Source organism: Bacteroides sp. HF-4919 (genome assembly GCF_018860125.1).
This window is the reverse complement of the sequence record NZ_JAHKNF010000018.1, coordinates 1-24,662: the sequence shown is the minus strand read 5'-3', so window position 1 is coordinate 24,662 and position 24,662 is coordinate 1. Positions and strand designations below refer to the sequence as shown.

The following is a 24,662-nucleotide window of genomic DNA, read 5'->3' as shown; positions in this document are numbered from 1 at the left end:
AAGATTAATTTTCAGATTTTCTCGATTTTAGTCACTTTCCCTTTTCCTTGTGTCACTACATTGACAGCCGCTGTAATGGCTGCAACAATATTACCGGGAATAGGAGCTGATACTTTAGCTCCCTGTTTCACAAGAGGTTGTTCCTCAGGGGCATATTTATTAACTAAAGAGATGAGTAATTTTCCTAAATAGATCACAAGAAGGAGAATAGCAAAGACAGTTGCCATTCCCACTACCATCAGCAGAAGCGCTGTTTCCAGATTTTCCATATAAATTAAATTATTAGTAAACAATGTCGATTTGCTAAAAATCGTTCGAATTTAGCAATAATTTATTAATAAGTGAAAGACAAAAAACTTAAAAAACACAAAAGCGACCAGGCGGCTCAAAATGTGTAATTACATTTTAAACCGCCTGATCGCTTTCATCTTAGCTCTAATTTTTTACTTTTGCACTATGGGTATTGGTGCAGCCGCAGACGAAATAAACCCTTTCAGACTCTTCAAATAATCGATAAAAGCCGTGGTTGTTTCAAGTTTCTGATTATTAAAATCTCCTATTTCATAACCTGAAAATAATTTGCTGTCATAACCGTCACCACCGGAAGTAATGAAAGCATCCAACACAACAATACATTTATCGTCATCACGGATTATCTTATTGGTACGGCAGTCGGTTATCGTTTCAATATTTCCTTTAGAATTCAAATGTAATTTTAAGTAAGAAGTTTGCAGAAAACCATTTTTATTTCTGCGTCCATCGTCCAACAACTGCTTCAATCGTTCACCCGTAAATTCATAAGCCACCACATTGCCACCGAATGGAAGCACATTACCGGCACGCAACCTTGTGACCTTTCCGGCCGGAATACTGGCACGTAAGCCCCCGTAATGATTCACTCCAATCACTGGTAATTTTTTCAATTCATCCGCCACACATTCACTTTGCAAGAAACTCTGCACGTAGGCAGCAGTCACATAAGCTCCCACAGATGTATAGTCCCACTTATTGACGGTACGGTCATGGATCAAAGCATCCTTAGCATTAGTCAAACTATCCGACAATCCATATTCTTCCAGTACATTATTGACCAATGAATCAATATATGGATTCGAAACCTCACCGGTACGAATAGTATCGCCACCGATATAAGAAACCTTACAACTCCCTCCTTCTCTGACAACCTTGAAATCCAGTTTACCGACGTGTGTACCGTTGACTCCTGCCTGAATGATGGGAACATCGTTCACCTTACTAAGCACCACTTCATGGGAATGACCGGAAATGATAGCGTCCACTCCATTAAGATAAGGAAGTGACTTGGCATTCTCTTCTTCAATAATATCTTTATTTTTCATATTGGTACCAATGTGCATCAGAAGCACCACCAGATCCACCTTCCCCTCTTTCTTCAACCGGCAAGCCGTCTCGACACGGGCAACATATGTGGGATGTACAAAAGCCAATCCTTTGATATTTTCCGGACTCGTCTTATGGGCAGTTTCCGTTGTTGTCAATCCAACAAAAGCAACACGCACCATTCCTCCGTTTTTCATCTCCAGATTCACAATCCGGTAAGGTTTTGCCCACTCCAACGAATCCCCCCGTTCTGAAATGATATTGGCAGCTACAAAGTTCATATATACTTTGGCTGTATCCGTCAGATAAGGTAATCCCCAGTCAAATTCATGGTTACCTACCGCTGACATCTTGACATCCATCTCCCGAAACATTTCAGGCAACGGATTACCTCTTGTTATTCTTGAGAAATAACTCCCGCTGAAATTATCGCCGACCGAAAGCACTATTGTATTTTTATTTTGTTCTTTCTGAGTCAAGATAGTTTGTACTAATTTCCCTGCCCCGGGCACTCCCTTATCGCTGGCAAAGGCCCCATGGAAATCGTTAAACGATACCAAAGACAACGTATCCACCGATACGCATTCGTTTACCGATACTTCTGTTTGCGACTTATGTTCTTTTTTCTTCTTTGTTTTCAGAGGTGTCTGAGCCCATGTTCCTGCAAGAAGACAGAAAAGCAGCCCTAATGAAGCAGCTCTTTGAAAGTATAATTTTTCCATAGCAATTTATTTTAAGTATTTTCTCACAAAGGTAAAAGAAATATATTCAAAAGCAATTCGTTTCCCGGAAAAGTAAAATTTAGTTTTCTTGTATTCCCATATATATAAAGGAAAGCCGGCCGGAATTTTTCAAATATTCCAGCCGGCTTTCCTTTATAATACTGATACAATGAATCTATTATATCTTCTTAATCGTATCTACCACCCTCCTGATATCTTCATCTGTCAATGTAGGTCCCGAAGGCAGACAAAGCCCGATATCGAACAACCTCTCACTCGTACCATTCCCGTAAAACGGAGCATCCGTAAACACAGGCTGAAGATGCATCGGCTTCCACAAAGGACGAGTCTCTATGTTTGCGGCATCCAGCTTCAGGCGAAGATCCTCACGACTCTTGCCCGCAAGCTTCGGATCAACCAGAATACAAGTCAGCCAAAAATTGGAAGCAAACCGCGAATCAGGATTCTGAAGAACCGTTATACCGGGAACGTCCTTAAGCAGCTCCGTATAAAGAGTATGTATAGCCCGTCTTCGGGCAATATGTTCATCGAGGACAAACATCTGCCCACGACCGATACCCGCACAGATATTGCTCATACGGTAATTGTAGCCGATATGGGTATGCTGGTAATGCGGAGCGGCATCACGAGCCTGCGTCGCATAGAACTTTGTTTGCCGGGCCTCCTCTTCCGTACGGCAGATCAGAGCACCTCCACCGGAAGTCGTGATCATCTTGTTGCCATTGAAAGAGAGTGCGGCCAGTTCACCGAATGTGCCACACTTCCGTCCGTTCAGTTCCGAACCCAAAGCCTCGGCAGCATCCTCCAATACGGGGATACCATAACGCCCCGCAATATCCATGATCTCGTCCATCTTGGCAGGCATACCGTAAAGGTGAACGGGAATGATCGCTTTCGGCAACCTGCCCGTCTTGCGCAAACGGTCCTTTATAGCCTCCTCGAGCAATACCGGATCCATATTCCAGGTATCCTTCTCACTGTCCACAAAAACAGGTTTGGCCTCCAGATAAGAAATCGGATTGGCAGAGGCGGCAAAAGTAAAGCTTTGGCAGATCACTTCATCACCGGGCTTCACATCCAGAAGAATCAAGCCCAAGTGAAGTGCAGCCGTTCCCGCACTCAAAGCCACCACATGGCGGTCTTCATGCAAATATTCGGCCAAAGATTGCTCAAAGGCATCCACGTTAGGTCCCAAAGGAACTACCCAGTTCGTATCAAAGGCCTCTTTTATAAAGTCTTGCTCACGGCCACCCATGTGAGCAAGCGAAAGCCAGATTCGTTTGTTCATAACGAAATTATCTATGTTTATTTGATTTTCTTACGTAGTAAGGAATAAAAAGGAAAGATAGCAATACATATATTTTTAAACAAAACAATCTAATAAAATGGCACATTGTTTTTCAACTATCCATATGATTAAATATATAATAATTTTATATCAACATAAATTTATTCACTAGACGGGACAAACATCAGTTTTTCTTTGTATCGATAAAACAAAGTTGAATCATCACCAACATTCTTATCAACAATCATCCCTGCCTGAATTTTATTTCTATTTCCAATAATTATATCTGGAACAGTTGTTACTCGAATACCCATATAATTGGCATCTCCTACAATGGTATGTCCACATAATAAAGCTGTTGCAAAAAAATTAAAATCACCGACTTTTGAATCGTGACTAATAATACTTTGAGAAGTTAGCAAATTAAAGTTCCCTAAAAGGACATTTGGACCAATCATAACAAAAGGGCACAATATATTTCCCTCACCAATCTTAGCTGTTTTTGCCACAATTGCGGTAGGATGAATCAAAGTCATAAATTTACCATTACGAGCTTTTATTATCTCCACTATTTTTCTTTTAACTTCACTATTACCTAAAGCCAAAATAAAATGATCCTCCTCTTGAACTTGATAATCTTCTAACAGCCCTAAATATGAATGGGCTAATTGATATTCTTTCCAACTATCAATACCCGACACTCCATATGTCAAATATCCCTTTATTTCAAAGGTACAATCATTTCCCCAACTTCCATCCTCCAAATAAGAGGTTAATTCAGCAGCTACAGCCCCAGTTCCTATAAATACAATTTTTTTATTCATAAAGCCAACTTCATATCATAAGTATCTAATTCAAAACATTCACCATGCCCAGGACAGACGACCAATTTTTTTCCTTTCATTTTCTCTATTACCTCCAATGTATCTATTAATTCCGATCTAGATCCTGTATACAGTTTCGTTACCGTACGTATACCTTTTATCAAAGTATCACCTGTGAATAAATAATGGTCTATTTTAAAAAAGACTCCAGCATTAGTATGGCCCCTTGCATTCTCAAAGTAAATATCATATCCTTCCCACAAAAATTTGAATTGTACATCTTCTAAAAGAATATCAACTTTAGATATAATAAATCCTTTTTGATTATAAAACAAAGAATGATTTCTTTTTGCATCTCTGATAGCAAAAGCGCATTGTTTAGAGCATATAATCCGAGTGCTGTACTTATTCACCAAATAATTACATCCCCATATATGATCAAAATGCTCATGAGTCAAAATAATGTATTCAGGAATAAGTTTATTCTTCTCTAAGACCATATCTATTACAGCACAATTTTCACTCCCCGGATCCACAACAACACATCTCAGGCCTACAACTTTATCAAAAAGGATAAAGCAATTAGAATTCACAGGCTCATTTTCTATTCGTAATAATTCTAATGCCATCAACCTGTTATATTAATAATCCGTCCACCATCTACAACCAATTGTTGCCCGGTTATCCATCTTGCCTTATCAGATAGCAGAAAACTCACTGCATTATAAACATCTTCAGGTCTTCCTAACCCTAAAGGATATGTCACAAGCATCCTTTTTGCAACCTCTTCATTCTCAAATATAGATTGCGTCATTTGAGTTTGAACAGCCCCTGGCAACACAGAGTTTATCCTCACATTCGGTGCCAACTCTATAGCCAAACATCTCATTAAACCATCCAACGCAGCTTTAGAAGCCGCATAACTACTGAACGCCTTTGCACCACGGTTACTTATATTACTTGAAATAAAAACCGCACTTTTAAGAGATGATTTATTAACTTTCTTCGAAACTAAAAGTTTAATGATTAGAGCCACTGAAAATACATTGGTATTAAATGTTGTATATAGATTGGACAAGTTTACCAATTTTAATGGTAACATCTTCATGAAACCAGCACAATGAACAAAATGAGATATTGAGATATCTTCCAAATCAATAAAAGTCCTCAATTTATCTTCTAATGTATGCGTATCTTCTAAATCTGCGGCCCAAATTAGATGAGAGCCCTCCTTATCACAGTCCTGTAAGACAGACATTAATTTGTCTTCATTTCTCCCATTCAAAATAACATTATAATTCTCTGATAATTTAATAGCAATGATTCTACCTATTCCAGACGAAGCTCCAGTGATTATAACATTCTGTCTTTTTTTCATATCATATTTTATTGGGCAGTAAATCCACCATCCACACTAATAATTGCTCCTGTTATCCATTTCGACATATCAGACAACAAAAATAAAACAGAATTAGCCACATCTTCCGCTTCCCCCAGTCCCAATGGATGTAAAGTACTTAGATGATCAACATAATCTTCCGAAAAAGAAGAAGATACATTCTCCATCATCTTAGTTTTTATAAACCCAGGAGCAATACAATTTACACGTACTTTCTTAGGTGCCAACTCAATAGACAATGCTTTGGTAATTCCTTGAATAGCCCCTTTAGAAAGTGCATACCCAACATTGGCAGCGGAACCAACCAAACCATAAACCGACGAAATCAAAACAATAGTGCCATGCTCACCCGCATACACATTTCTATTCATCAATATTTTTGCTAATTCAACCGCAGCATAAGCATTTACAGTATAAAGTTTTTCACAATGGGCTGCTGATACGGTTTTCAACGGTGAAATATATGGAAGTCCCGCGCAATGCACAAATCCATTCAACTTTCCGAACGAGCTAATAGAAGATAGGATACATCCTTTAAACTCTTCTGGAAAAGACAAATCCATTTTTAGAATCATTGTTTCTCCTACACAGTCTTTCTTCGTTATTTGGAGCCCATCTTCATTTATATCTACTAAAATTAAACGTGCTCCACATTTAGATAACAAAATACTAGTAGCACGCCCCATTCCTGAGGCTGCACCAGTTATCAAATAACTCCTTCCTGAAAGATTTAATAAATCTAATTCCATAATTCTATTTAGACTTTGAATCTATAAGTTCCTTTAATCCTCCAACAGTTTTTGCCTCAGTAATCTCTTTGGCATTTAAAGTGATCTTATAACTTTCATCAGCAAAAGCTATAATCGAAAGAATAGTTAAAGAATCCCAAGCCTCAAAAGATTTTAATTCATCTGACACGTTCACCGTATCTTCTTCGAGTAATTCTGCAATTTGTTCTAAAAATTGTTCCATAATTAATAATTTATTTGTTCACAAAAAGATAAATTCCCAACTTTCATTAATAAGCTCCCCCACGTCAGCCCAACTCCAAAACCTGCAAAACAAAGGTTCAGTTCCTCTTTTAATAATCTCTTCTCTAAATTAAAAGTAATATTTGTAGGAATAGATACTCCACTGGCATTCCCAAAGTTTTCCACAATATTACTAGGAAGTTTTTCATAAGGAACTCCTATTTTATCAGCCAATTTATGTAACATAAACCTATTCGGCTGATGAAACATGTAATAATCTACACAATCTTTATCTATAGCTGCATCTTCTAACAAAGAATTAATCATGGGAGGGACTTCTATCTGAACAAAATTAAAAACCTCATCGCCTTTCATTACAAGATTATCCCTTGAACGAAAATTCCCATTAACATCTTCTTTCATCACAGCGGTTTCAACCGACGATGGTTCTCGAAAGCCCCCTGCCGGAATCATTAGTGCTTCAGCCCTACTCCCATCCATTTGTATTCTACCATAAATAACAGAATCACAATTAGAGCGTTCCACAATAGTAACAGATGCACCATCCCCTATCAAAGGATTACTATTACGATCTCTTTTAGACACTTTCTGACTTAATACATCAGCATTCAGCAAAACGACTTTATTTATCTCTGGCTGATCAAGCAGCATAAAAGACTGAATTAAACCTATAATAAATCCAGCACAACCTTGATTAATATCCAAACAAATCATATCCCGCTTTAATCCCAGTTTTCCTTGGATAATATTACTTGTAGGTGGCATAAAATGATCAGGAGATTGCGTTACAAGAACTAAAGCATCTATTTCATCTCTACTAATCTTTCCGCTTTCAATTAGATAGTTCAAACCATAGCAGCATAAATCAGATACACAAACACCCTTTTCCACAATACGATGCTTATTATATCCCATAGCTAATTTCAATTTCAAAGATTTTGCATGTGAGAAATTATAATTATCCATTTCATCTTCAAACAAAACTTCTTTATCAGGCAATATTGTCAATATACCCGATATTTTTTTATTATGAAATAACAACTTCATTAGACAACTCCATTCTTTTTTAGAAGTCCGATAATACTCTCTAAAGAAGAAAAATTTTCTGGCAATACATCAACACCATCAATGGAAATGCCAAAAGTAGAATCCAATTCATTTACCAAATTAATTACATCAAACGAATCTAGCATACCTTCTTCTATAAAGTTAACCGGTTCATTGAAATCAAATTCAGGCCTTAGACCATTTAGAATTACTACAATCTTTTCTTTCATATATATATTATTTTTTAATTAAAACATAATCATATAGTTTCTCTGGGGAAAAGCCATAATGCAAATACCGTTTTATCGCATTCTCATTTCTTGAGATTACCCAAAACATCTGCCGTTTCGATAAAGCACCTTCATGCATGAAAGCATTGAACAATTTTGCTCCAATTTTTTTTTCACGAAACTCTGGTATGACAAACCAATATCTTAAATAAAGTGTTACTCCAGTAAGTTCATAAATAATGAAACCACTTATAGAACCATTCTGTTTATAAACCAGTACTGTCCCATTTTTTACAAAATGGCCTAATTCTTCTTCTGATGGTATTTGTTCTGACAGTGGATCAAAACAAGCATCAAGCAATATTTTTATCGTTTCAACATCACCCAGCACTCCCTTTTTTATGTGTTCATCTATAGGAAGAGAAACATTCGGATATCCTGTCCTACTCATCCGATAGAGCAATTCATACTCTTCAAATCCCCAAAGTACAAACTTGTTTTTAAGTGGTAATATAGAGTCATTTCCCACTAAGTCAACGACACAAGTACCTATGTAGTTTCGAAAGAATTTTACTAAAGCTTTATTTAAAGCACGCATATCAGTTGAGATAAAATAAAGATAAGAGTAAGTCTCATTCCGCTTAATCAATAAAAAGCAATCATCAAATGATTCATAAAAGAAGGCATTACGATCTATCCATAAAGAATGCTTAAAATGATCAAGAAAAAAATTTGTAATAAACCCCTTTCTTTCACTCCTTATCTGCTGAATTAGCATTTGGACGTCATTGATCGATTGTAAATTATCCATTAATCTGTTTATTATAGAACAAACGATCAATTTTACCATTGGTATTACGTCGTAATTCATCCAATCGATAAAAAGCTGTAGGTAACATATACTTAGGAAGTTCCTTTCCTATTTTAGTCCTAAACTCCGCTGGTGAAATTTCTTCTGCCGATTCGTAGAACAGAGTTATTTCCTTATGCACAAAATTATAAACAATACATCCATTGTTCACTAACTTCAACTTATTTATTATAATATGTTCTATCTCTCCCAGTTCCGTACGATATCCCATATGTTTTACCAAACTATCTTTTCTGCCTTTGAAAACAATCTCTCCCAAGGCATTAACATATACAATGTCACCCGTACGATAGATAAGCTCAGGATAAGCACTATTTAATGGATTTTGCACAAAAGCAGCAGCTGTCTTTTCCGGATTATTATAATACCCCATTGCTAAAGAACTTCCTCTAACACACAACTCCCCCTCTTCATTTACTTTTGTAACAAGTTTATTATCCTCATTGAGTATCAACACATCCGTATTCCGGCAAGGGAAGCCAATAGGTATAGGTTCTTCATCTTTTATATCTCTATCTACAATATAATATGTACAATCTAAAGTAATCTCAATAGGCCCATATAAGTTAGCAAACATAGTATTTGGCAATTGTTTTTTCCAATAGTTAAATTGTTTAGTCGGAAATACTTCTCCTGCGAACCAAACAGTTTTCAAGTCAGGTAACTTTATTGAGGTCAATAGATTCATGTTAGCAATATTAACCATGATAGTAGGTACCCAAAAAAGAAACGTAACTTTATATTTTTCCAATAATTGTAATATAGAAGCAGGAAAAGCAGACAAATGCTCTGGGATTACTACAATAGTATTCCCCTTTGCCATCAACATACAAAGTTCAAAACTATATATATCAAATACTAATGGAGATAATGAGCCTATCACTTCATCGTTTGAGAACTTAAATACATCTAACGCCCATTCAGTAAAATCAAAGAAGCTTCTATGATTTAGTACCACTCCTTTAGGGGTACCGGTAGATCCAGACGTATTAATAATACACAAGGGATCAGTATCAACTAGTTTTTGCAAACGAATGTCTAATAGCTCATCATCAATAGACAAGTCCCAATCCACCTCATCTAAGTTTACTACTTGTATAGAATCAGGTAGAATTCCTGATATATTTTTAAGATATTGATTATTAGTAACAATTATGGCTGGAGTGATTAAATCTATTATATTTTTTATACGTTCGGAAGGTGTTTTCACATCTAAATTCATATAAAAATTACCAGAATAGATTATAGCTAAGTCCGCACAAACACTTTCAATACTTTTATTCAAATAGACAGCTATTGGCTTTTTCAGAACATTGGCATTCGATGCAAAATTGTAAGCTAATGTATGAACTTTATCATCTAATGAAGAGAAAGTTATTTCTCTATCTCGATCTATAACAGCAATTTTATTAGGAAATAAGTGTACTGTTTCTTTAAAATACTCAATAATATTGATCTTCATTTTACCATTATTTAATTATTACCATTAAACGCTTCCATAGTTGCACACGAATCTGAACTAATTCCTTCGCGTGTGAATACTTTCTTTACTGTTAAAAACAGAATTTTCAAATCAAGAGAGAAGGAGCAATGATCAACATACCATACATCCAATTCAAACCTTCTTGTCCATGATATAGCATTACGCCCATTCACCTGTGCCCAACCAGTAATACCAGGTCTTATTTCGTGTCTCCGAGCCTGTTCAGTATTGTATAAGGACAAATACTGAGGAAGCAAAGGACGTGGTCCAATCAAAGCCATATCGCCTTTCAATACATTAATCAATTGTGGAAGCTCGTCAATCGAAGTAGAACGAACAAACTTACCAACCTTCGTTAATCGTTTATCATCCGGTAGTAAATTCCCTTCTGCATCACGTTCATCTGTCATGGTTTTAAATTTGATGACTTTAAAGATTTTACCATGCCGTCCGGGCCTCTCCTGAAGAAAAAAAGCACCGGCACCTTTATTGGCAAAATGAAGCCAAAGAGTTACGAGAAGCAATACGGGCCAGATAATAATCAGGACAAAAAACACGACAATAAAATCGATTAATCGTTTAATAACATACTGATACATACTTACTCAAAATGTTTCATTATCATCCGGTACCCTCTTTCTACTGTATAATTGGATTTCAAGTATTCATACCCTTTCTCGCCCATCACTTTTATTTTTTCTCTGTCTGCAGATAAGGAATCCACCATTTCCATAAATGTATCCAAATTCCCATTTTCTGTCCAAAAGCCATAACCATTCCGTTCAGCAATCCGCCCGATATCCGTATTCATGTCTGTAGCCAATAAAACGGGCATCCGGTTTTCTAAATAAGAGAGTAAACGGGAAGGATAATTGGGGATGGTAAAACGTCTGTCAAGGAAAATCAAACCGACGTCACAAGCCTTTACCAAATCATCATACTCTTTCTTTGGAAGTGAAGAAAGTAGCATTGAATTATCCGGATTATTTGTCTCAAACCAAGACTTTATCTTGCCATATTCAGTGCCACTGCCTACAATGATGAAATAACTGTCATTACGTTCCTCGTTTGCGGCTATCACGTCCAACAAGAAAATCAGACCTTGTGGACGCCCCAAATTGCCACCATATATAAAAAGAGTCTTATTAATTGGAATATGCAATTTCTGCAATATGTTTTTTCTTGCAGTTGAAGTCATTAATGGCTTCTCTAACAATTTAATACTATTGGGGCATATCTCTACTCTATCAGCCTTTATTTCCGGATTATGTGTCAACACATAATCCACATTGGCAGGAGACATACAGCCTATAAAGTCCGATATCTGATATAAAACCTCCTCTTTTTTACGGAAAAGTCTATAAATTAAGCTTCTCTTCGAAAACATTCCCAAATCAACGGCATTTTGAGGAAAAATATCTTTCAATAAAAGATAACTTTTCGCCTTACAGCGTTTCTTTTGTGAACTGATGACCCTATTGAAAGTAATGGGAGGAGTTGAATAAAGTATCAAATCAAACTGGATATCCTTCCAATATCTCTTTATGGCACATTGATACTGCATCTCCAATAACAATGTACCGATGCCTTTCTCCACCACATTGCTCTTTTGGATATTCAATGTCTTCACCCTCAATATTTGAGCGCCATAACTCTCTTTTATTGAAGTAGATTCATGAAAGCGACGTTCGGCGGGAACAACCATATAGACCCTATGCCCATGACAAATAAATTCCCGCATCAAGTCCGTGTATATCCCCCGTTCAGAAAGATCTGCAACACGGTTAAGGGTCAGAAACAAAATATTCATTTCGATATTATCAGGATTTTCTCCAGACGATTTTGTTTACTATTCCTGTATAACTTTGAATCAACTTCACCACCTTTGTCGATACATTTCGATCCATATAATCCGGAACAGGGACACCATTATCACCATTCCTATTCATTTCCACAGCAGTATCTACAGCTTGAAGCAAAGAGGCTTTATCAATCCCCGCAAGAATAAAACATCCCTTATCCAAAGCTGCGGGACGTTCGGTACTTGTGCGAATACAAACAGCCGGAAAAGAGTGACCGACAGAAGTGAAAAAAGAACTTTCCTCCGGTAATGTCCCGCTATCACTGACCACGGCATAAGCATGCATCTGCAAGCAGTTATAGTCATGGAAACCCAGAGGGGCATGCCGAATCACCCGGCTATCCAATTCGAAACCACTTGATTCCAAACGGTTACGGCTACGAGGATGGCAACTGTAAAGTACAGGCATGTCATACTTTTCAGCCATCGCGTTTATGCCTTCAAACAATGAAGCGAAGTTCTTGTCAGTATCAATATTCTCTTCCCGATGTGCAGACAGCAGGATATATTGTCTTTTCCTCAAACCCAATCTGGCGTGGATATCCGAGGATTCTATAGCAGAAAGATTCTCAGACAGAACCTCGGCCATCGGAGAACCGGTTACATAAGTACGTTCCTTTGCCACACCCGAAGCATTCAGATACCGTCTGGCATGCTCCGAATAGCAAAGATTCATATCAGAAATAATGTCCACAATACGCCGGTTTGTCTCTTCAGGAAGGCACTCATCAAAGCAACGGTTACCGGCTTCCATATGAAAAATAGGAATATGCAAGCGTTTAGCGCTGATTACACTTAGGCAAGAATTGGTATCACCGAGAACCAAAACGGCATCAGGGCGTAAGTGTGACATCAGTTTATAGCTCGCATTCAAAATATTACCCATTGTCGAACCCAAATCATCCCCCACAGCATCCATATAGACATCCGGAGCCTGTAAGCTCAGGTCATGAAAAAAGACTCCGTTCAGATTATAATCATAATTCTGTCCGGTATGAGCCAAAATACAATCAAAATATTGACGGCATTTATTTATTACGGCAGTCAACCGGATAATCTCCGGACGGGTACCGACTATAATCAACAGTCTCAGTTTGCCATTATACCGAAACTTGATATCTGAATAATCCAGTTTGATTTCCATAATGCTATTAAACTTCTTCAAAATAAGTATCCGGCCTACCGGGATCAAAACACTCGTTACACCACATGAAAGTTACCATATCCGTATCACCCAGATTCTCAATATTATGGGTATAACCGGTAGGAATATCAATTACTTCAAGCTTATCACCTGAAACAAAATATTCTAGAATCTCAGAGGATGAATCATGTATGTTACGAAAACGGATAACACCTTGACCACTTACAACCACAAACTTTTCGTTTTTGGTATGATGCCAATGGTTACCTTTTGTAATATGTGGCTTGGAAATATTAACAGAGAACTGTCCCTGATCCGTACTGCGGATAATCTCCGTGAAACTGCCACGGGCATCCACATTCATCTTCAAAGGATAGCCAAATCCATCTTTCGGCAGATAAGAGAGATAGGTGGAGTAAAGTTTCTTAGTAAAAGCATCTCCCACATGGGGAACCCTCAAGTTGTTACGGTTCTCACGAAAAGAATATAGCAATTCCACAATTGCTCCCAAAGTAACAGTATATACAGCAGATACTTTACAATAAGCTCCTTCCCGGTGTTCATTACCCGTCAAAGCGGAGATTAATTCATCCACAACATCATCTATATATACAAGATTCATCTCCACATTCGGATCATTGACCTGAATGGGAAGATCACGGGCTATGTTATAGCAAAAAGTAGCTATTGCACTATTATAATTAGGGCGACACCATTTACCAAAGACATTGGGAAAACGGTATACCAACACCTTCGATCCCGTTTCCCGGGAATACTCAAACAACAATTGTTCACCCGCCCGTTTAGAAGCTCCATAAGGATTATCCAAAGCGGCTTGTGTAGAAGAGGATATCATGATAGGGCAAGTATTTCCATGTCTCTTCAATGAAGCAAGAAGCGTAGAAGCAAAACCAAAGTTCCCTTTCATAAATTCAGACTGATCCAGTGGACGGTTTACACCGGCCAGATTAAAAATGAAATCAGCCTGTCGGCAATAGTCATCCAATTCAGAAGGGTCACTATCTACATCATATTCAAAAATGACCAACTCGTTTCCGGACAAAGCGTAATTTTTTGCTTTGCCACTTTGAATATTGCGCAATTGGGATACAAGATTCCGCCCGACGAAACCTTTCGCACCGGTTACTAAAACTTTCATAAATAAAGAGGAATTAATTTATTTGACCTTGATTACTATCAATTCTATTTTTCAAGACCAAGATCTTCGCGAATGAAATCAAGTTTCAAGAGAAGTTCTTTCATTCCCTCAACATCAAGACGACGGGTATTATGAGAATGGTAATCTTCTATTTTGGAGACCTCCTCACTTCCTTCCACAAAAAACTTATCATAATTTAAATCACGCGTATCACATGGGATACGATAATAATCACCCATATCCTCTGCTTTAGACATCTCTTCACGGGTAACAAGAGTTTCATAGAGTTTCTCACCATGGCGGGTACCAATCACTTTGACATCCGCATTACTATGGTAAAGAGACTTTAATGCATCGGCTAATACACCCAGAGTGGCAGCGGGCGCCTTCTGAACAAACAAATCACCATTTTTTCCATGCTGAAAGGCATAAATCACCAAGTCGACAGCATCATCCAAAGTCATCATGAAGCGGGTCATGTTGGGATCTGTTATTGTTATTGGATTACATTTCTTAATTTGCTCTACCCACAAGGGTATCACAGAACCACGGCTGGCCATAACATTCCCATAACGGGTACAGCAAATCGTTGTTCCTCCACAATTACCCAACTGACGACCTTTGGCGATAGCGACTTTCTCCATCATGGCTTTGCTGATACCCATCGCATTTATAGGATAGGCAGCTTTATCGGTAGAAAGTACCACCACATTTTTAACACCGTGAGCTATGGCGGAATCCAACACATTCTCCGTACCGAGAACATTAGTCCTAACCGCTTGTGTGGGGAAAAACTCACAGGAAGGGACTTGCTTCAGCGCAGCGGCATGGAAAATATAATCCACTCCATTCATAACTCCATCCACAGAGCGCTTGTCACGGACATCGCCAATATAGAATTTTACTTTAGGATTCTGAAGATGGTGACGCATATCATCTTGTTTCTTTTCATCACGAGAGAATATACGAATCTCCCTGATATCGGAATCAAGAAAACGACGTAAAACCGCATTGCCGAAAGAACCTGTTCCACCGGTAATTAAAAGTATCTTATTATCAAACACAATATATTATTTTAATAGTTCCCTAAACTCCTCACGTCTCTTCTCTAAAGAAAAAGTTTCATGAATATAATTATAACCATCAATGAGTTTATTATAATCAAATTGCTCTATCAAGTCAAGAATAGAAGCAGTCATATTTTCATAATTTTTTTGTATATCGATTTTTATACCAAATGATTTAATGGTATCATTAAGTCCTCCCATACCAGAATGAATAACTATATTACTGGCAGCCAATGCCTCCAAAGCAGATATGCCAAAACCTTCATAAGAAGATAGTTGGAAATAATACTTACTTTTTTTCAACAAAGAGATTTTATCTTCCTCTGATATACTCCCCACAAAAGAAACATATTCCTCCAATCTTAAATTCTCTACTATTTCTCTAAGATAATCACTTCCCTCTCCAAGTTTACCAATTATAACAAATTTAGAGTCTGCGTATTTTTTATTAGCAACCAATTTTTCAAATACATACAAAGCTCTATCAATACCCTTTCTTATTACATTAGCTTTAGTTTCCATCCAGCCAATTGTCACAAATAACTCTTCACATTTCTTTTCAAATCCACAACTAAATTTTTCTATATTTATTACATGATATGAGAAAAAAAGCTTTGTAGGTTTCTTTTTATATAACCCACTTATGTTTTTCAAATCAGAATTTGAAACAACAACACATTTATCAGCAAACAAATAACATAATTTAAACATTATTTTTTGAAATATATATTCTTTCTCCGATACAAGATTTCGGTCTAAAGCATCAATTCCTCCTGTCATATATACTTTCTTGCAGAAAAGACGAGATAATATAGCTGAGAATAAACTTTTTCTATAAAAATATAAGAAAGAGAGATCATATCGATAAAATCTAATAAAATCTATAATTTTATTAGTGATAATCACATCATATCCTAATTCTTTTAACAACAAAATATCTATTACATAAAATCGTTGGCTCACAAATGAAGACAAATCTCTTACACTTGAATAAAATAATATTCTTTTCATCTTTTACAATCTCTATATCTACGAATTTGCAATATTACATTTGGAAATAAACTTCTAATAATAATAAGCATACACTTCCTCAAGTAGGCAATCAAATGATAGCTGTAATGAATAATAAATTTTTTTCTTGAATGCCTATTTCTAAAAATAGAATATAAAACATCTTTTTTAGAGACGATCTCATTTACTGAACTGAAACCAGAATCAATATATAGGATATTAGATATGATTAAATCTAACATTTGAAATCTTTTTCCACCAATATATAATTTATATATAAAATCATAATCGGAAGCTGCTTTTATATCTACATCAAAAAGCATATCTTTACAAACCTCACATTTTACAAAAACTGACTGATGAACAAATCCTTTCCAAATATTCTTAGGAATGCAGGGATTTATTTGAAATTCTCCCCACATACTACGAACCCACGCACCTCCGTACACAACATCAATTCCAATTAGCATTTGACTAAACACCTGAGTAATTATATCAGAACTAAAAAAGTAATCTCCGCAATTCATAAAAATAATCCAATCTCCCGTAGCAACTTTAATTCCTTTGTTCATGGCGTCATATATACCATTATCAGATTCTGAAACCCAATAACTAATTTTTGTAGCATACTTCTCCACTATGTCCATAGTACCATCATCTGATTTTCCATCTATTATAATATATTCTATATTTGAATAATCTTGATTAATGACACTTAATATAGTATCTTCAATATAATCTATGCCATTGTATACTACTGTAATGACTGTTATTTTAAGTTTTTTCTCCATTTTCTGAATTAAAAAAAGGACAAGTAATTAAAACATATAGTAAAAAAACAAATCGCACACCTGAATTAAATATAAAAAAATCACTTTTATAATTACAATATAGTAAAGTGAATAATAAATATATCGCAATTTTTTTATCAACATAACATATACGATAAAACATATAAAAATATAACGCTAACATCAATGATAAATAGAATATTCCACCATAATTTAAACGTAATAAGAAACCTATATCTGTTGTACGAACTCCATCAACAAAAAGATAATTACCTGTACCTAGAAGCCAATCTTGTAAATTAACAGGAAAAACAAGCATATCTCCTAATAATGCTTCTAAATTTTCACTTGTTTTCCCCAATAAAAAATCATTGAGGATATCGAAAGTTGTCATGCTCCATTCAAAAGATGTTGATAACATTTCACTTTTTTCCATAAAATCATCCAAAACAGTAATACACAAAACTATTATTATAAAGAACGACCCTACCTTTAGGAATTTTCTAGTATTTAGAACAAATACAATCAATAATGAAAATAAAATTGGAACAAACCCTGATCTTGCATTTGTAAACACAGCTATCAACATTATACTGGCAAAAAAAGCCCCCCATCCCCCGTATTTCCAATAACCTAAAATAATTAATCCAATACATATACCTTGTATAACTGGATACGAAAATAACAACCCATCAGCCAAACCATACCCTCTATATATAAAAGTGTTTAAAAGTTCCTCTGGGTATCTTAACAAATTTATTTTTAAATCATATGCTATATTAGGATTTAGAATTAAAAAGAATGAGAAAAATGAAGCTAAAGACACACACATAAATAATATTCTTTTAATAGAAATATCAGTTATATGATTAATACTCCATAGTACCCCATAAGAACATGGAAATAAAAATAAAACTAATGAAGTATCATTTAAAGAGCAAACTACATGTCCATTAAATAAATCTACATAAATAGAAAATAATGCTATTAATCCTAAAAAAAACATCTCATATTTATAAAAATAAATGATTTTAGAAAACATCCCATTTATTAATATAATAAACAATATAACTATAATTATTATTTTATCACTTCCAAATGGAAGTACTTTAAATGGAGGTGCGAAAATATAAAAATACAAAATCAATATCGATAAACAAATCATGCTCCATCTAGTCACGTATTTCATCACCTAACTTTTTTTACTAAAAACCTCAGAAAAGGAGCTATTCTAAATATAACTTGAAAAAATATACGAATATCATTTTTTATTATTATCTTGTATATTATCAATGAATATTTATATACAAAGTACTTATTAATATGTTTATATAATGTGTTTTTTTGCCTCAGATACTCTACTGGGAAACTATTAATCATTATAGACAAGCCTGCATTGTGTTTCCTATAAACAGACATTATATCTTTGAAGAAGAAGACCTTTCCTTTCTTTATTAATACAATCTGCAAAACTAAATCACCATTAATAACATTATTTGCCCAAATAGGCCATTCATACAATTCCTTTCTAAAAACAATACTAGCAGTAGGTACACACCAATTTGATAGAATCTCTTTTATACATAGTTCAGTACTCTTTTCCTTTTTTAGAAACTGATATTGTAAATTCGAATCTGTATATACAACCAAAGCATTGTGAGCACAAAGTGAATAAGAAGGATTATTCTCTAAAAAATCAACTTGCTGTTGTAGTTTTAAAGGATTGATCCAATAGTCATCTCCTTCACATATTGCAATATATTTCCCTCGAGCCTTATTTATCAAACTCCCCCAAACATTAACACCTTTTGAGTATTGATTTTCTTTTTGAAAGATCGGATAAATTAAATTTGGATATTTATCCACATATCTTTGTATAATCAGAGGCGTGTGATCAATAGAGGCATCATCATGTATAATAATTTCTATTTTGAAATTACATTGTTGTACCAAAAATCCGTCTATAGCTTTGTCAATAAACTCCTCATGATTATAAGCCGTACAAATAATAGACAACATTACTTCCATCGAGCAACAAAATTTAAGATAATATCAACATCTTGATTTGTTAAGTTATGATGCATTGGCAGACATATCACACTATCTGCCATCTTCACTGCTACTGGTAAGTTCTCCCTTTTAGCGGATTCCAATCCACGATAAGTGGAAAACTCACTTATTAACGGATAAAAATATCTTCTGCCGAGTACGTCACTCTCTTTCAACTTGAAGTAAAGCTCATCACGGGTCAGACCATATTCCTCAGCATTTATAAAAATAGGAAAATAAGAATAGTTGTGACGGACACCGGGTATATCCTCCATGAAACGGATACCGGGGATATCTTTCAAAGCATCACGATATTGAACGGCAACTTTACGACGAGCCTCAATGGCGGAATCAACTTGTTTCAAATTCAATAATCCATAAGCGGAACGAACTTCATCCATCTTACCATTAATGCCAGGAGCAACAATAGTCGTTTCACCGGCAAAGCCAAAATTCTTCAGATAATCAATGCGTTTCTTGGTCTGTTCGTCGTGACAGACCAGAGCTCCACCTTCAATCGTATTATAGACCTTCGTAGCATGAAAACTCAGAGTGGACATATCACCGGATTCAAGTATTGACTTGCCGTTTACCTCTACACCAAATGCATGGGCAGCGTCATAAATGACCTTCAAACCATATTTATCCGCAATCTCTTGAATACGAACCGTGTCACAAGGTTTGCCATAAACATGCACAGGCATGATAGCAGTCGTCTTGGGAGTAATAGCGGCCTCTATTTTTTCAGGATCCAGATTACAGGTTACAGGATCAATATCCACAAACACCGGCTTAATCCCGTTCCACCACAGAGAATGGGTAGTGGCAACAAAACTATAAGGAGTCGTAATCACTTCACCGGTTATACGTAATGCTTGTAAGGCACACATTAAAGGAAGTGTACCATTAGTAAAAAGACTAATATAAGGTACCTTTAAATACTCACATAAAGCCTGCTCCAACTTCTGATGATAATGACCATTATTAGTGAGCCATTTACGATCCCAGATATCCTCAAGATAAGGAATAAAGTCATCCAAGGAAGGAAGAAGTGGAGAAGTAACCGTGATTAGTTTTTCATCCATCTTAATATTTATATTACTTTTTTTGAACGCAAGAGAGTATGAGCTGTTTGATTTCAAGATATTCTTCCAGATTCAACTTTTCATATACAAGAAAAGACAACAAAAGACCTGAAAAGCATTGCAAGGGGAGCATGACATATATTGAAACATCAAGAAAAGAAATAATCCACATGACAAAAGCGACAGACAATGAAACAGCGAACGTCGGAAGCACATCTTTAATCTGATCTATTGTAGGATACCGGATTAAACCGGCGGAATAATAACTATTCAGAAAATAAGCTATAAAGGAGATTAAGACACTACCCCACAACATATATTCTATACCATACATGATACCTAGAAAAATGGGAATGACCGCTATTATTTTTTTTATGATTTCTAACTTGAGAAACAGATCAGACCGACCTTTCACCTGCAAAATATTCAAATTAATGGCATGAAGAGGATATAACATTCCGGCAAAACAAATTATCTGAAGATAAGAGACTGACACCAGCCATTTCTCACCGATCAGTAACAGTATCAACGGCTTAGCCACGGCCGCCAAACCAAGCATACAGGCAAAAGAGATCAGCATGGTAGTCTTTATCACACGGCGGTAAGCTTCACGCAAACGTTCCGGTTCATCCTGGATGGAGCTCAGAACGGGATAGCTGACACGCTGTACCACGCTAGTCAGATTACTGGAAAAAATTGTATTAAACTGCTCGGCACGTGTATATTGACCCAACTGGGCGGAACTGTAAAAGCGTCCGATAACGATATAGTAGATATTCTTGTAAAGCGTATCGAGTAAACCCGACAACAGTAATTTTGAGCCAAAGCCAAAAAGGCATTTAAAACTATCTGCGGAGAACTCACACACCGGACGCCAAGCACTGTAAAGCCAGAGGAAAACGGTATTTAATAACTGCCGGGAGACCTGTTGTCCAACCAAACTCCAGACACCGTAGCCATAGCAAGCCATCACGATGCCAATTCCACCACTGGATAAAGAAGCTATCAAAGAGATTTTGGTTTGTGTTCTAAAATCAATCTCCCGCACCATAATAGTGCGTTGAATGATACCTAAAGAATTAATGATTAGAACAAGGCCTATAACTCTTGTAACAGGAATCAATATAGGTTCATTAAAAAAAGAACTGATAGAAGGGGCACAAAAATAAAGAAGGACATATAGGATGACACCAACCACCAGATTAAAAAAAAAGACTGTGTTATAATCAATACGCTTTATATCCGTTTTGCGAATTAACGCATTGGAGAATCCACTGTCAATAATAGAATTCGAAATAGCGATAAAGATGGCAATCATAGCCATAATGCCATATTCTGCAGGAGTAAGCAAACGCGCAAGTACCAATCCGACCAGAAATGAAACACCGGAACTGGAAATGTTATCAGCAAAACTCCATCCCACTCCCTTAACCGTTTTATGCTTTAAGGATTCGCTCACCCCTCTATCTCTTTTATTACTTTCAATAAATACTTTCCATACTGATTCTTCAGCATAGGATAAGCTAGTTCACGTAACTTCTTTGAATCAATCCAGCCCTGACGGAAAGCAATACCTTCCAAACAAGCTATTTTTAGGCCTTGACGCTTCTCTATTACTTCTATAAAGGTGCTTGCCTCGGATAAAGAATCATGGGTACCTGTATCAAGCCAGGCAAAGCCACGTCCTAATACCTGAACTTTCAGATCCTGAGAAAACAGAAATTGCTGATTTACACTGGTGATTTCCAATTCTCCACGGGAAGAAGGCTTGATCTGTTTTGCGATCTCAACTACCCTACTGGGATAAAAGTAAAGTCCAACAACCGCATAATTAGATTTCGGAATATCAGGTTTCTCCTCAAGGCTGAGGACATTTCCATCTCCATCAAACTCAGCTACCCCATAACGTTCCGGATCTTCAACCCAATAGCCAAAAACCGTAGCCTTATTTTGTAATTCTGCGGATACTACAGCTTCCTTCAACATCTTAGTAAAAAAGCTACCATAAAAGATATTATCACCAAGAACCAGACATACAGAATCACCACCTATAAACTTCTCACCTATAATAAATGCCTGTGCCAAGCCGTCGGGAGAAGGTTGCTCGGCGTACTCAAAACGTACTCCAAAGTCAGAACCGTCACCCAGCAAACGTTGAAAGCCGGGTAAGTCATAAGGAGTGGAGATAATCAATATTTCACGAATCCCTGCCAACATAAGTACAGAGATAGGATAATAGATCATCGGCTTATCAAATATCGGAAGCAACTGCTTACTGACTCCTTTGGTGATCGGATATAAGCGAGTGCCCGAACCACCGGCCAAGACAATACCTTTCATCAATATACTTATTAAAATTAAATTACTATACCGAAATCACTCCACCGGAATCATTCCACCTCACTCCAAGGATACGGATTCTCTTGCACATCCTTCAGACGTTCCATCACCTCACGCTCCTCTTCTGACAACTCCCTGTCCTGCCACGTATCAATGATGGCCTGAGCTTCCCGAGCCAATTCCTCGTCGAAAACTTCTCCGTAACAATAAACTAACAGTTGGACTTTCAACAGGGAGGCAGGCAGATGCTCCAATACATCCCAGCAACGATCCAGAATATGCTGAATACGTTCCTCCTTGTCACCGTTATTATAGAGAGTCGCATTATATCCCATCAGGAGCGACAGGCACAACCGGGCCTCTTCTTCATGACTATTGCCATGCTTGTCGTACAAGGCATTAGCCTGAGAAAAAACATCACGATTCAGACGGGTGAATTGATCACTGTAGATCGGCCGACCGTCCATGCCTAAGTAGCAAAGTTCATGAGCAGAAGCATAAAGGGCGGAGATTTCGGATTCTAAATAGTTCATATCTTGTTATGTTATTTTTCGGTGACAGGTTCGACCAATGAAGGATGGACAAAGGTAGTAGCAACAGCCATAACTCCTTCGATGGTGACTACGACACGACGGTCATTGCGGACACGGACAAACTCGCCCTCCACTCCCTCGAAAAGCCCCCCGGTGATACGCACACGGGTACCCTTGCGGATGTTCAACTCGGAAGGTTCGAAATAAAGCAGGGATTCATCATAATTCGAAGAGACCGCCATGAAATTACGCATTTGGGAATCAGGAACGATGATGGGACGATGGTATTCACGGTCCATAATGTAACGGATAGGAAGCGTGGTGCCCTTGCTCTCTTTGATGGCATCGATACAACTGCGCGAGGAACGGACAAAAACCAGATTATGAACCGCAGGAACAAGCTTACGGACCCGACGCTCGTTTTTAATGGTATATTCATAGTGCATGGGGATGAAATTCTCTATCCCCTCCGAATTGAGGTACTCCTGCAAGGCCAGTTCACGCCCGTAAGTGATACGCAAGGCATACCAGTTCAAAGCGGAAGAAGACAGGAGAGATTGAGAGCGCCCCATCGAAGATTCGATAGATGCGGATGTTGTCATGTCGTTCACGTCAGGATGTTCTTTGGGGACACCGGAGTAGCGAAGCATACCTCCCGGTCAAGTTATGTAATGCGGATTTTAATGAAAAATTCAGTGCATCCATGTTATTTAATGACCCTCCACTATCACAGAAGGAGAGGCAGAAAATAGTTATTTATTATAATAGCCTTTAAACGAGGGTATTGAAAACAAAAAGTGTTTCAATAGACGTTCGTTTAAAAACACATGATTTTTGTATATAAATCAGAAGAGAACAGAAAACAAAATCAGACAGATAATAAACTGTTTTTTGTTAATTCATAAATACCTGTGGTTTAAGATATTGGGATAACAATCAAAAGAGGAAAATCATTTTTTTTATTAAACATTTTGTAGTTCTAAAAATACCCCCTATCTTTGCGTTCAATTAAACGAACGTCTATTGAAACACTCGCTTTTTCAATTAATATCATACTATATACCAAATAGTTATCTAATCAGAAGCGTTCATTTTCTCTTTAATTCCATCTTTACTTGCCTACCGATAGTTTCCTTTCTACCTTTGCCACAAATTAACAACATTTAGTTATTAACAAAATAAAAGAAATTATGGACAAAGAAAAAGGATTATTTCAGATTGCGGACAAAAGTGTAAAAAAACGCCATTAGCGAAGCACAACAATCTAATACAGAAATAGTTAAAAAAACAAGAGGCAGAAAGAAAGGAATACCGATACGTGGAATAATTTCGCATAAAGGAGAACTTATCAAAGCGTTGATAAAATCCTACATAGAAGATGCGAAC

General features: G+C 36.7%; 26 protein-coding genes. All 26 read right to left on the bottom strand.

Annotated elements, in window-relative coordinates; translation table 11 throughout:
• Positions 1–11 precede the first annotated feature (11 nt).
• The gene (locus tag KO473_RS22085) at positions 12–269 is read right to left on the bottom strand and encodes an OadG family protein (RefSeq protein ID WP_005820754.1); all 258 of its coding nucleotides are present in this window, start codon (positions 267–269) and stop codon (positions 12–14) included.
• A 174-nt stretch (positions 270–443) separates the two neighbouring features.
• Positions 444–2,081, bottom strand: coding sequence for a bifunctional UDP-sugar hydrolase/5'-nucleotidase (locus tag KO473_RS22080; RefSeq protein ID WP_005820756.1), 1,638 nt, complete (start codon positions 2,079–2,081; stop codon positions 444–446).
• A 178-nt stretch (positions 2,082–2,259) separates the two neighbouring features.
• Positions 2,260–3,390, bottom strand: coding sequence for a DegT/DnrJ/EryC1/StrS aminotransferase family protein (locus KO473_RS22075; RefSeq protein ID WP_005820758.1), 1,131 nt, complete (start codon positions 3,388–3,390; stop codon positions 2,260–2,262).
• A gap of 161 nt (positions 3,391–3,551) precedes the next feature.
• Positions 3,552–4,214: an acetyltransferase gene (locus tag KO473_RS22070; RefSeq protein WP_005820760.1), complete on the bottom strand. Its 663-nt coding sequence runs from the start codon at positions 4,212–4,214 to the stop codon at positions 3,552–3,554.
• Positions 4,211–4,843: an MBL fold metallo-hydrolase gene (locus KO473_RS22065; protein WP_005820762.1), complete on the bottom strand. Its 633-nt coding sequence runs from the start codon at positions 4,841–4,843 to the stop codon at positions 4,211–4,213. Before KO473_RS22065 ends, KO473_RS22070 begins: the two co-directional genes overlap by 4 nt.
• Entirely contained in the window at positions 4,843–5,592 is a 750-nt protein-coding gene (locus tag KO473_RS22060; RefSeq protein ID WP_005820764.1) for an SDR family NAD(P)-dependent oxidoreductase, read from the bottom strand. The genes KO473_RS22065 and KO473_RS22060 overlap by 1 nt, the downstream gene beginning before the upstream one ends.
• A gap of 8 nt (positions 5,593–5,600) precedes the next feature.
• Positions 5,601–6,362, bottom strand: coding sequence for an SDR family NAD(P)-dependent oxidoreductase (locus KO473_RS22055; RefSeq protein WP_005820766.1), 762 nt, complete (start codon positions 6,360–6,362; stop codon positions 5,601–5,603).
• Positions 6,363–6,366: 4 nt separating this feature from the next.
• Complete coding sequence (locus KO473_RS22050) at positions 6,367–6,585, bottom strand: acyl carrier protein (protein ID WP_005820767.1); 219 nt, start codon at positions 6,583–6,585, stop codon at positions 6,367–6,369.
• 2 nt (positions 6,586–6,587) lie between these two features.
• The gene (locus tag KO473_RS22045) at positions 6,588–7,652 is read right to left on the bottom strand and encodes a 3-oxoacyl-ACP synthase III family protein (protein ID WP_005820769.1); all 1,065 of its coding nucleotides are present in this window, start codon (positions 7,650–7,652) and stop codon (positions 6,588–6,590) included.
• Entirely contained in the window at positions 7,652–7,882 is a 231-nt protein-coding gene (locus KO473_RS22040) for a phosphopantetheine-binding protein (protein ID WP_005820772.1), read from the bottom strand. Before KO473_RS22040 ends, KO473_RS22045 begins: the two co-directional genes overlap by 1 nt.
• A 7-nt stretch (positions 7,883–7,889) precedes the next feature.
• On the bottom strand, positions 7,890–8,693 hold the full coding sequence (locus KO473_RS22035; RefSeq protein WP_005820774.1) for a GNAT family N-acetyltransferase: 804 nt from the start codon (positions 8,691–8,693) through the stop codon (positions 7,890–7,892).
• Entirely contained in the window at positions 8,686–10,215 is a 1,530-nt protein-coding gene (locus KO473_RS22030; protein ID WP_005820775.1) for an amino acid adenylation domain-containing protein, read from the bottom strand. Before KO473_RS22030 ends, KO473_RS22035 begins: the two co-directional genes overlap by 8 nt.
• Positions 10,216–10,226: 11 nt before the next feature.
• The gene (locus KO473_RS22025; protein ID WP_005820777.1) at positions 10,227–10,835 is read right to left on the bottom strand and encodes a sugar transferase; all 609 of its coding nucleotides are present in this window, start codon (positions 10,833–10,835) and stop codon (positions 10,227–10,229) included.
• A gap of 2 nt (positions 10,836–10,837) precedes the next feature.
• Positions 10,838–12,046 carry a glycosyltransferase family 4 protein gene (locus KO473_RS22020; RefSeq protein ID WP_005820778.1) on the bottom strand — a complete coding sequence of 403 codons (1,209 nt, stop codon included), beginning with the start codon at positions 12,044–12,046 and terminating at the stop codon, positions 10,838–10,840.
• Between the two features lie 10 nt (positions 12,047–12,056).
• The gene (locus tag KO473_RS22015) at positions 12,057–13,241 is read right to left on the bottom strand and encodes a UDP-N-acetyl glucosamine 2-epimerase (RefSeq protein WP_005820780.1); all 1,185 of its coding nucleotides are present in this window, start codon (positions 13,239–13,241) and stop codon (positions 12,057–12,059) included.
• A 7-nt stretch (positions 13,242–13,248) separates the two neighbouring features.
• Entirely contained in the window at positions 13,249–14,400 is a 1,152-nt protein-coding gene (locus KO473_RS22010) for a capsular polysaccharide biosynthesis protein CapF (RefSeq protein ID WP_005820782.1), read from the bottom strand.
• A gap of 44 nt (positions 14,401–14,444) precedes the next feature.
• Positions 14,445–15,464: a polysaccharide biosynthesis protein gene (locus KO473_RS22005; protein WP_005820783.1), complete on the bottom strand. Its 1,020-nt coding sequence runs from the start codon at positions 15,462–15,464 to the stop codon at positions 14,445–14,447.
• Between the two features lie 6 nt (positions 15,465–15,470).
• Entirely contained in the window at positions 15,471–16,478 is a 1,008-nt protein-coding gene (locus KO473_RS22000; protein ID WP_005820785.1) for a glycosyltransferase family 4 protein, read from the bottom strand.
• Complete coding sequence (locus KO473_RS21995; RefSeq protein WP_005820787.1) at positions 16,475–17,269, bottom strand: glycosyltransferase family 2 protein; 795 nt, start codon at positions 17,267–17,269, stop codon at positions 16,475–16,477. Before KO473_RS21995 ends, KO473_RS22000 begins: the two co-directional genes overlap by 4 nt.
• The gene (locus tag KO473_RS21990) at positions 17,253–18,458 is read right to left on the bottom strand and encodes a hypothetical protein (protein ID WP_005820789.1); all 1,206 of its coding nucleotides are present in this window, start codon (positions 18,456–18,458) and stop codon (positions 17,253–17,255) included. The genes KO473_RS21995 and KO473_RS21990 overlap by 17 nt, the downstream gene beginning before the upstream one ends.
• Complete coding sequence (locus tag KO473_RS21985; RefSeq protein WP_005820791.1) at positions 18,458–19,297, bottom strand: glycosyltransferase; 840 nt, start codon at positions 19,295–19,297, stop codon at positions 18,458–18,460. The genes KO473_RS21990 and KO473_RS21985 overlap by 1 nt, the downstream gene beginning before the upstream one ends.
• Positions 19,288–20,403 (bottom strand): DegT/DnrJ/EryC1/StrS aminotransferase family protein, encoded by a 1,116-nt coding sequence (locus KO473_RS21980; protein ID WP_122130849.1) that lies wholly within the window; start codon positions 20,401–20,403, stop codon positions 19,288–19,290. Before KO473_RS21980 ends, KO473_RS21985 begins: the two co-directional genes overlap by 10 nt.
• A gap of 13 nt (positions 20,404–20,416) precedes the next feature.
• Positions 20,417–21,862, bottom strand: coding sequence for a lipopolysaccharide biosynthesis protein (locus KO473_RS21975; RefSeq protein WP_122130847.1), 1,446 nt, complete (start codon positions 21,860–21,862; stop codon positions 20,417–20,419).
• Complete coding sequence (gene rfbA, locus KO473_RS21970; RefSeq protein ID WP_122130845.1) at positions 21,859–22,743, bottom strand: glucose-1-phosphate thymidylyltransferase RfbA; 885 nt, start codon at positions 22,741–22,743, stop codon at positions 21,859–21,861. The genes KO473_RS21975 and rfbA overlap by 4 nt, the downstream gene beginning before the upstream one ends.
• 50 nt (positions 22,744–22,793) lie before the next feature.
• A complete protein-coding gene (locus KO473_RS21965) occupies positions 22,794–23,276 on the bottom strand; it encodes a UpxZ family transcription anti-terminator antagonist (RefSeq protein ID WP_005820796.1) in 483 nt (160 codons plus the stop codon).
• Between the two features lie 11 nt (positions 23,277–23,287).
• Entirely contained in the window at positions 23,288–23,848 is a 561-nt protein-coding gene (gene upfY / locus KO473_RS21960) for a capsular polysaccharide transcription antiterminator UpfY (RefSeq protein WP_082192971.1), read from the bottom strand.
• Between the last annotated feature and the right edge of the window lie 814 nt (positions 23,849–24,662).

Excerpts from the sequence above, each read along its gene's own strand:
- KO473_RS22085 (WP_005820754.1), bottom strand. The coding sequence starts at position 269 with ATGGAAAATCTGGAAACAGCGCTTCTGCTGATGGTAGTGGGAATGGCA.
- KO473_RS22080 (WP_005820756.1), bottom strand. The coding sequence starts at position 2,081 with ATGGAAAAATTATACTTTCAAAGAGCTGCTTCATTAGGGCTGCTTTTC.
- KO473_RS22075 (WP_005820758.1), bottom strand. The coding sequence starts at position 3,390 with ATGAACAAACGAATCTGGCTTTCGCTTGCTCACATGGGTGGCCGTGAG.
- KO473_RS22070 (WP_005820760.1), bottom strand. The coding sequence starts at position 4,214 with ATGAATAAAAAAATTGTATTTATAGGAACTGGGGCTGTAGCTGCTGAA.
- KO473_RS22065 (WP_005820762.1), bottom strand. The coding sequence starts at position 4,843 with ATGGCATTAGAATTATTACGAATAGAAAATGAGCCTGTGAATTCTAAT.
- KO473_RS22060 (WP_005820764.1), bottom strand. The coding sequence starts at position 5,592 with ATGAAAAAAAGACAGAATGTTATAATCACTGGAGCTTCGTCTGGAATA.
- KO473_RS22055 (WP_005820766.1), bottom strand. The coding sequence starts at position 6,362 with ATGGAATTAGATTTATTAAATCTTTCAGGAAGGAGTTATTTGATAACT.
- KO473_RS22050 (WP_005820767.1), bottom strand. The coding sequence starts at position 6,585 with ATGGAACAATTTTTAGAACAAATTGCAGAATTACTCGAAGAAGATACG.
- KO473_RS22045 (WP_005820769.1), bottom strand. The coding sequence starts at position 7,652 with ATGAAGTTGTTATTTCATAATAAAAAAATATCGGGTATATTGACAATA.
- KO473_RS22040 (WP_005820772.1), bottom strand. The coding sequence starts at position 7,882 with ATGAAAGAAAAGATTGTAGTAATTCTAAATGGTCTAAGGCCTGAATTT.
- KO473_RS22035 (WP_005820774.1), bottom strand. The coding sequence starts at position 8,693 with ATGGATAATTTACAATCGATCAATGACGTCCAAATGCTAATTCAGCAG.
- KO473_RS22030 (WP_005820775.1), bottom strand. The coding sequence starts at position 10,215 with ATGAAGATCAATATTATTGAGTATTTTAAAGAAACAGTACACTTATTT.
- KO473_RS22025 (WP_005820777.1), bottom strand. The coding sequence starts at position 10,835 with ATGTATCAGTATGTTATTAAACGATTAATCGATTTTATTGTCGTGTTT.
- KO473_RS22020 (WP_005820778.1), bottom strand. The coding sequence starts at position 12,046 with ATGAATATTTTGTTTCTGACCCTTAACCGTGTTGCAGATCTTTCTGAA.
- KO473_RS22015 (WP_005820780.1), bottom strand. The coding sequence starts at position 13,241 with ATGGAAATCAAACTGGATTATTCAGATATCAAGTTTCGGTATAATGGC.
- KO473_RS22010 (WP_005820782.1), bottom strand. The coding sequence starts at position 14,400 with ATGAAAGTTTTAGTAACCGGTGCGAAAGGTTTCGTCGGGCGGAATCTT.
- KO473_RS22000 (WP_005820785.1), bottom strand. The coding sequence starts at position 16,478 with ATGAAAAGAATATTATTTTATTCAAGTGTAAGAGATTTGTCTTCATTT.
- KO473_RS21995 (WP_005820787.1), bottom strand. The coding sequence starts at position 17,269 with ATGGAGAAAAAACTTAAAATAACAGTCATTACAGTAGTATACAATGGC.
- KO473_RS21990 (WP_005820789.1), bottom strand. The coding sequence starts at position 18,458 with ATGAAATACGTGACTAGATGGAGCATGATTTGTTTATCGATATTGATT.
- KO473_RS21985 (WP_005820791.1), bottom strand. The coding sequence starts at position 19,297 with ATGGAAGTAATGTTGTCTATTATTTGTACGGCTTATAATCATGAGGAG.
- KO473_RS21980 (WP_122130849.1), bottom strand. The coding sequence starts at position 20,403 with ATGGATGAAAAACTAATCACGGTTACTTCTCCACTTCTTCCTTCCTTG.
- rfbA (WP_122130845.1), bottom strand. The coding sequence starts at position 22,743 with ATGAAAGGTATTGTCTTGGCCGGTGGTTCGGGCACTCGCTTATATCCG.
- KO473_RS21965 (WP_005820796.1), bottom strand. The coding sequence starts at position 23,276 with ATGAACTATTTAGAATCCGAAATCTCCGCCCTTTATGCTTCTGCTCAT.
- upfY (WP_082192971.1), bottom strand. The coding sequence starts at position 23,848 with ATGGGGCGCTCTCAATCTCTCCTGTCTTCTTCCGCTTTGAACTGGTAT.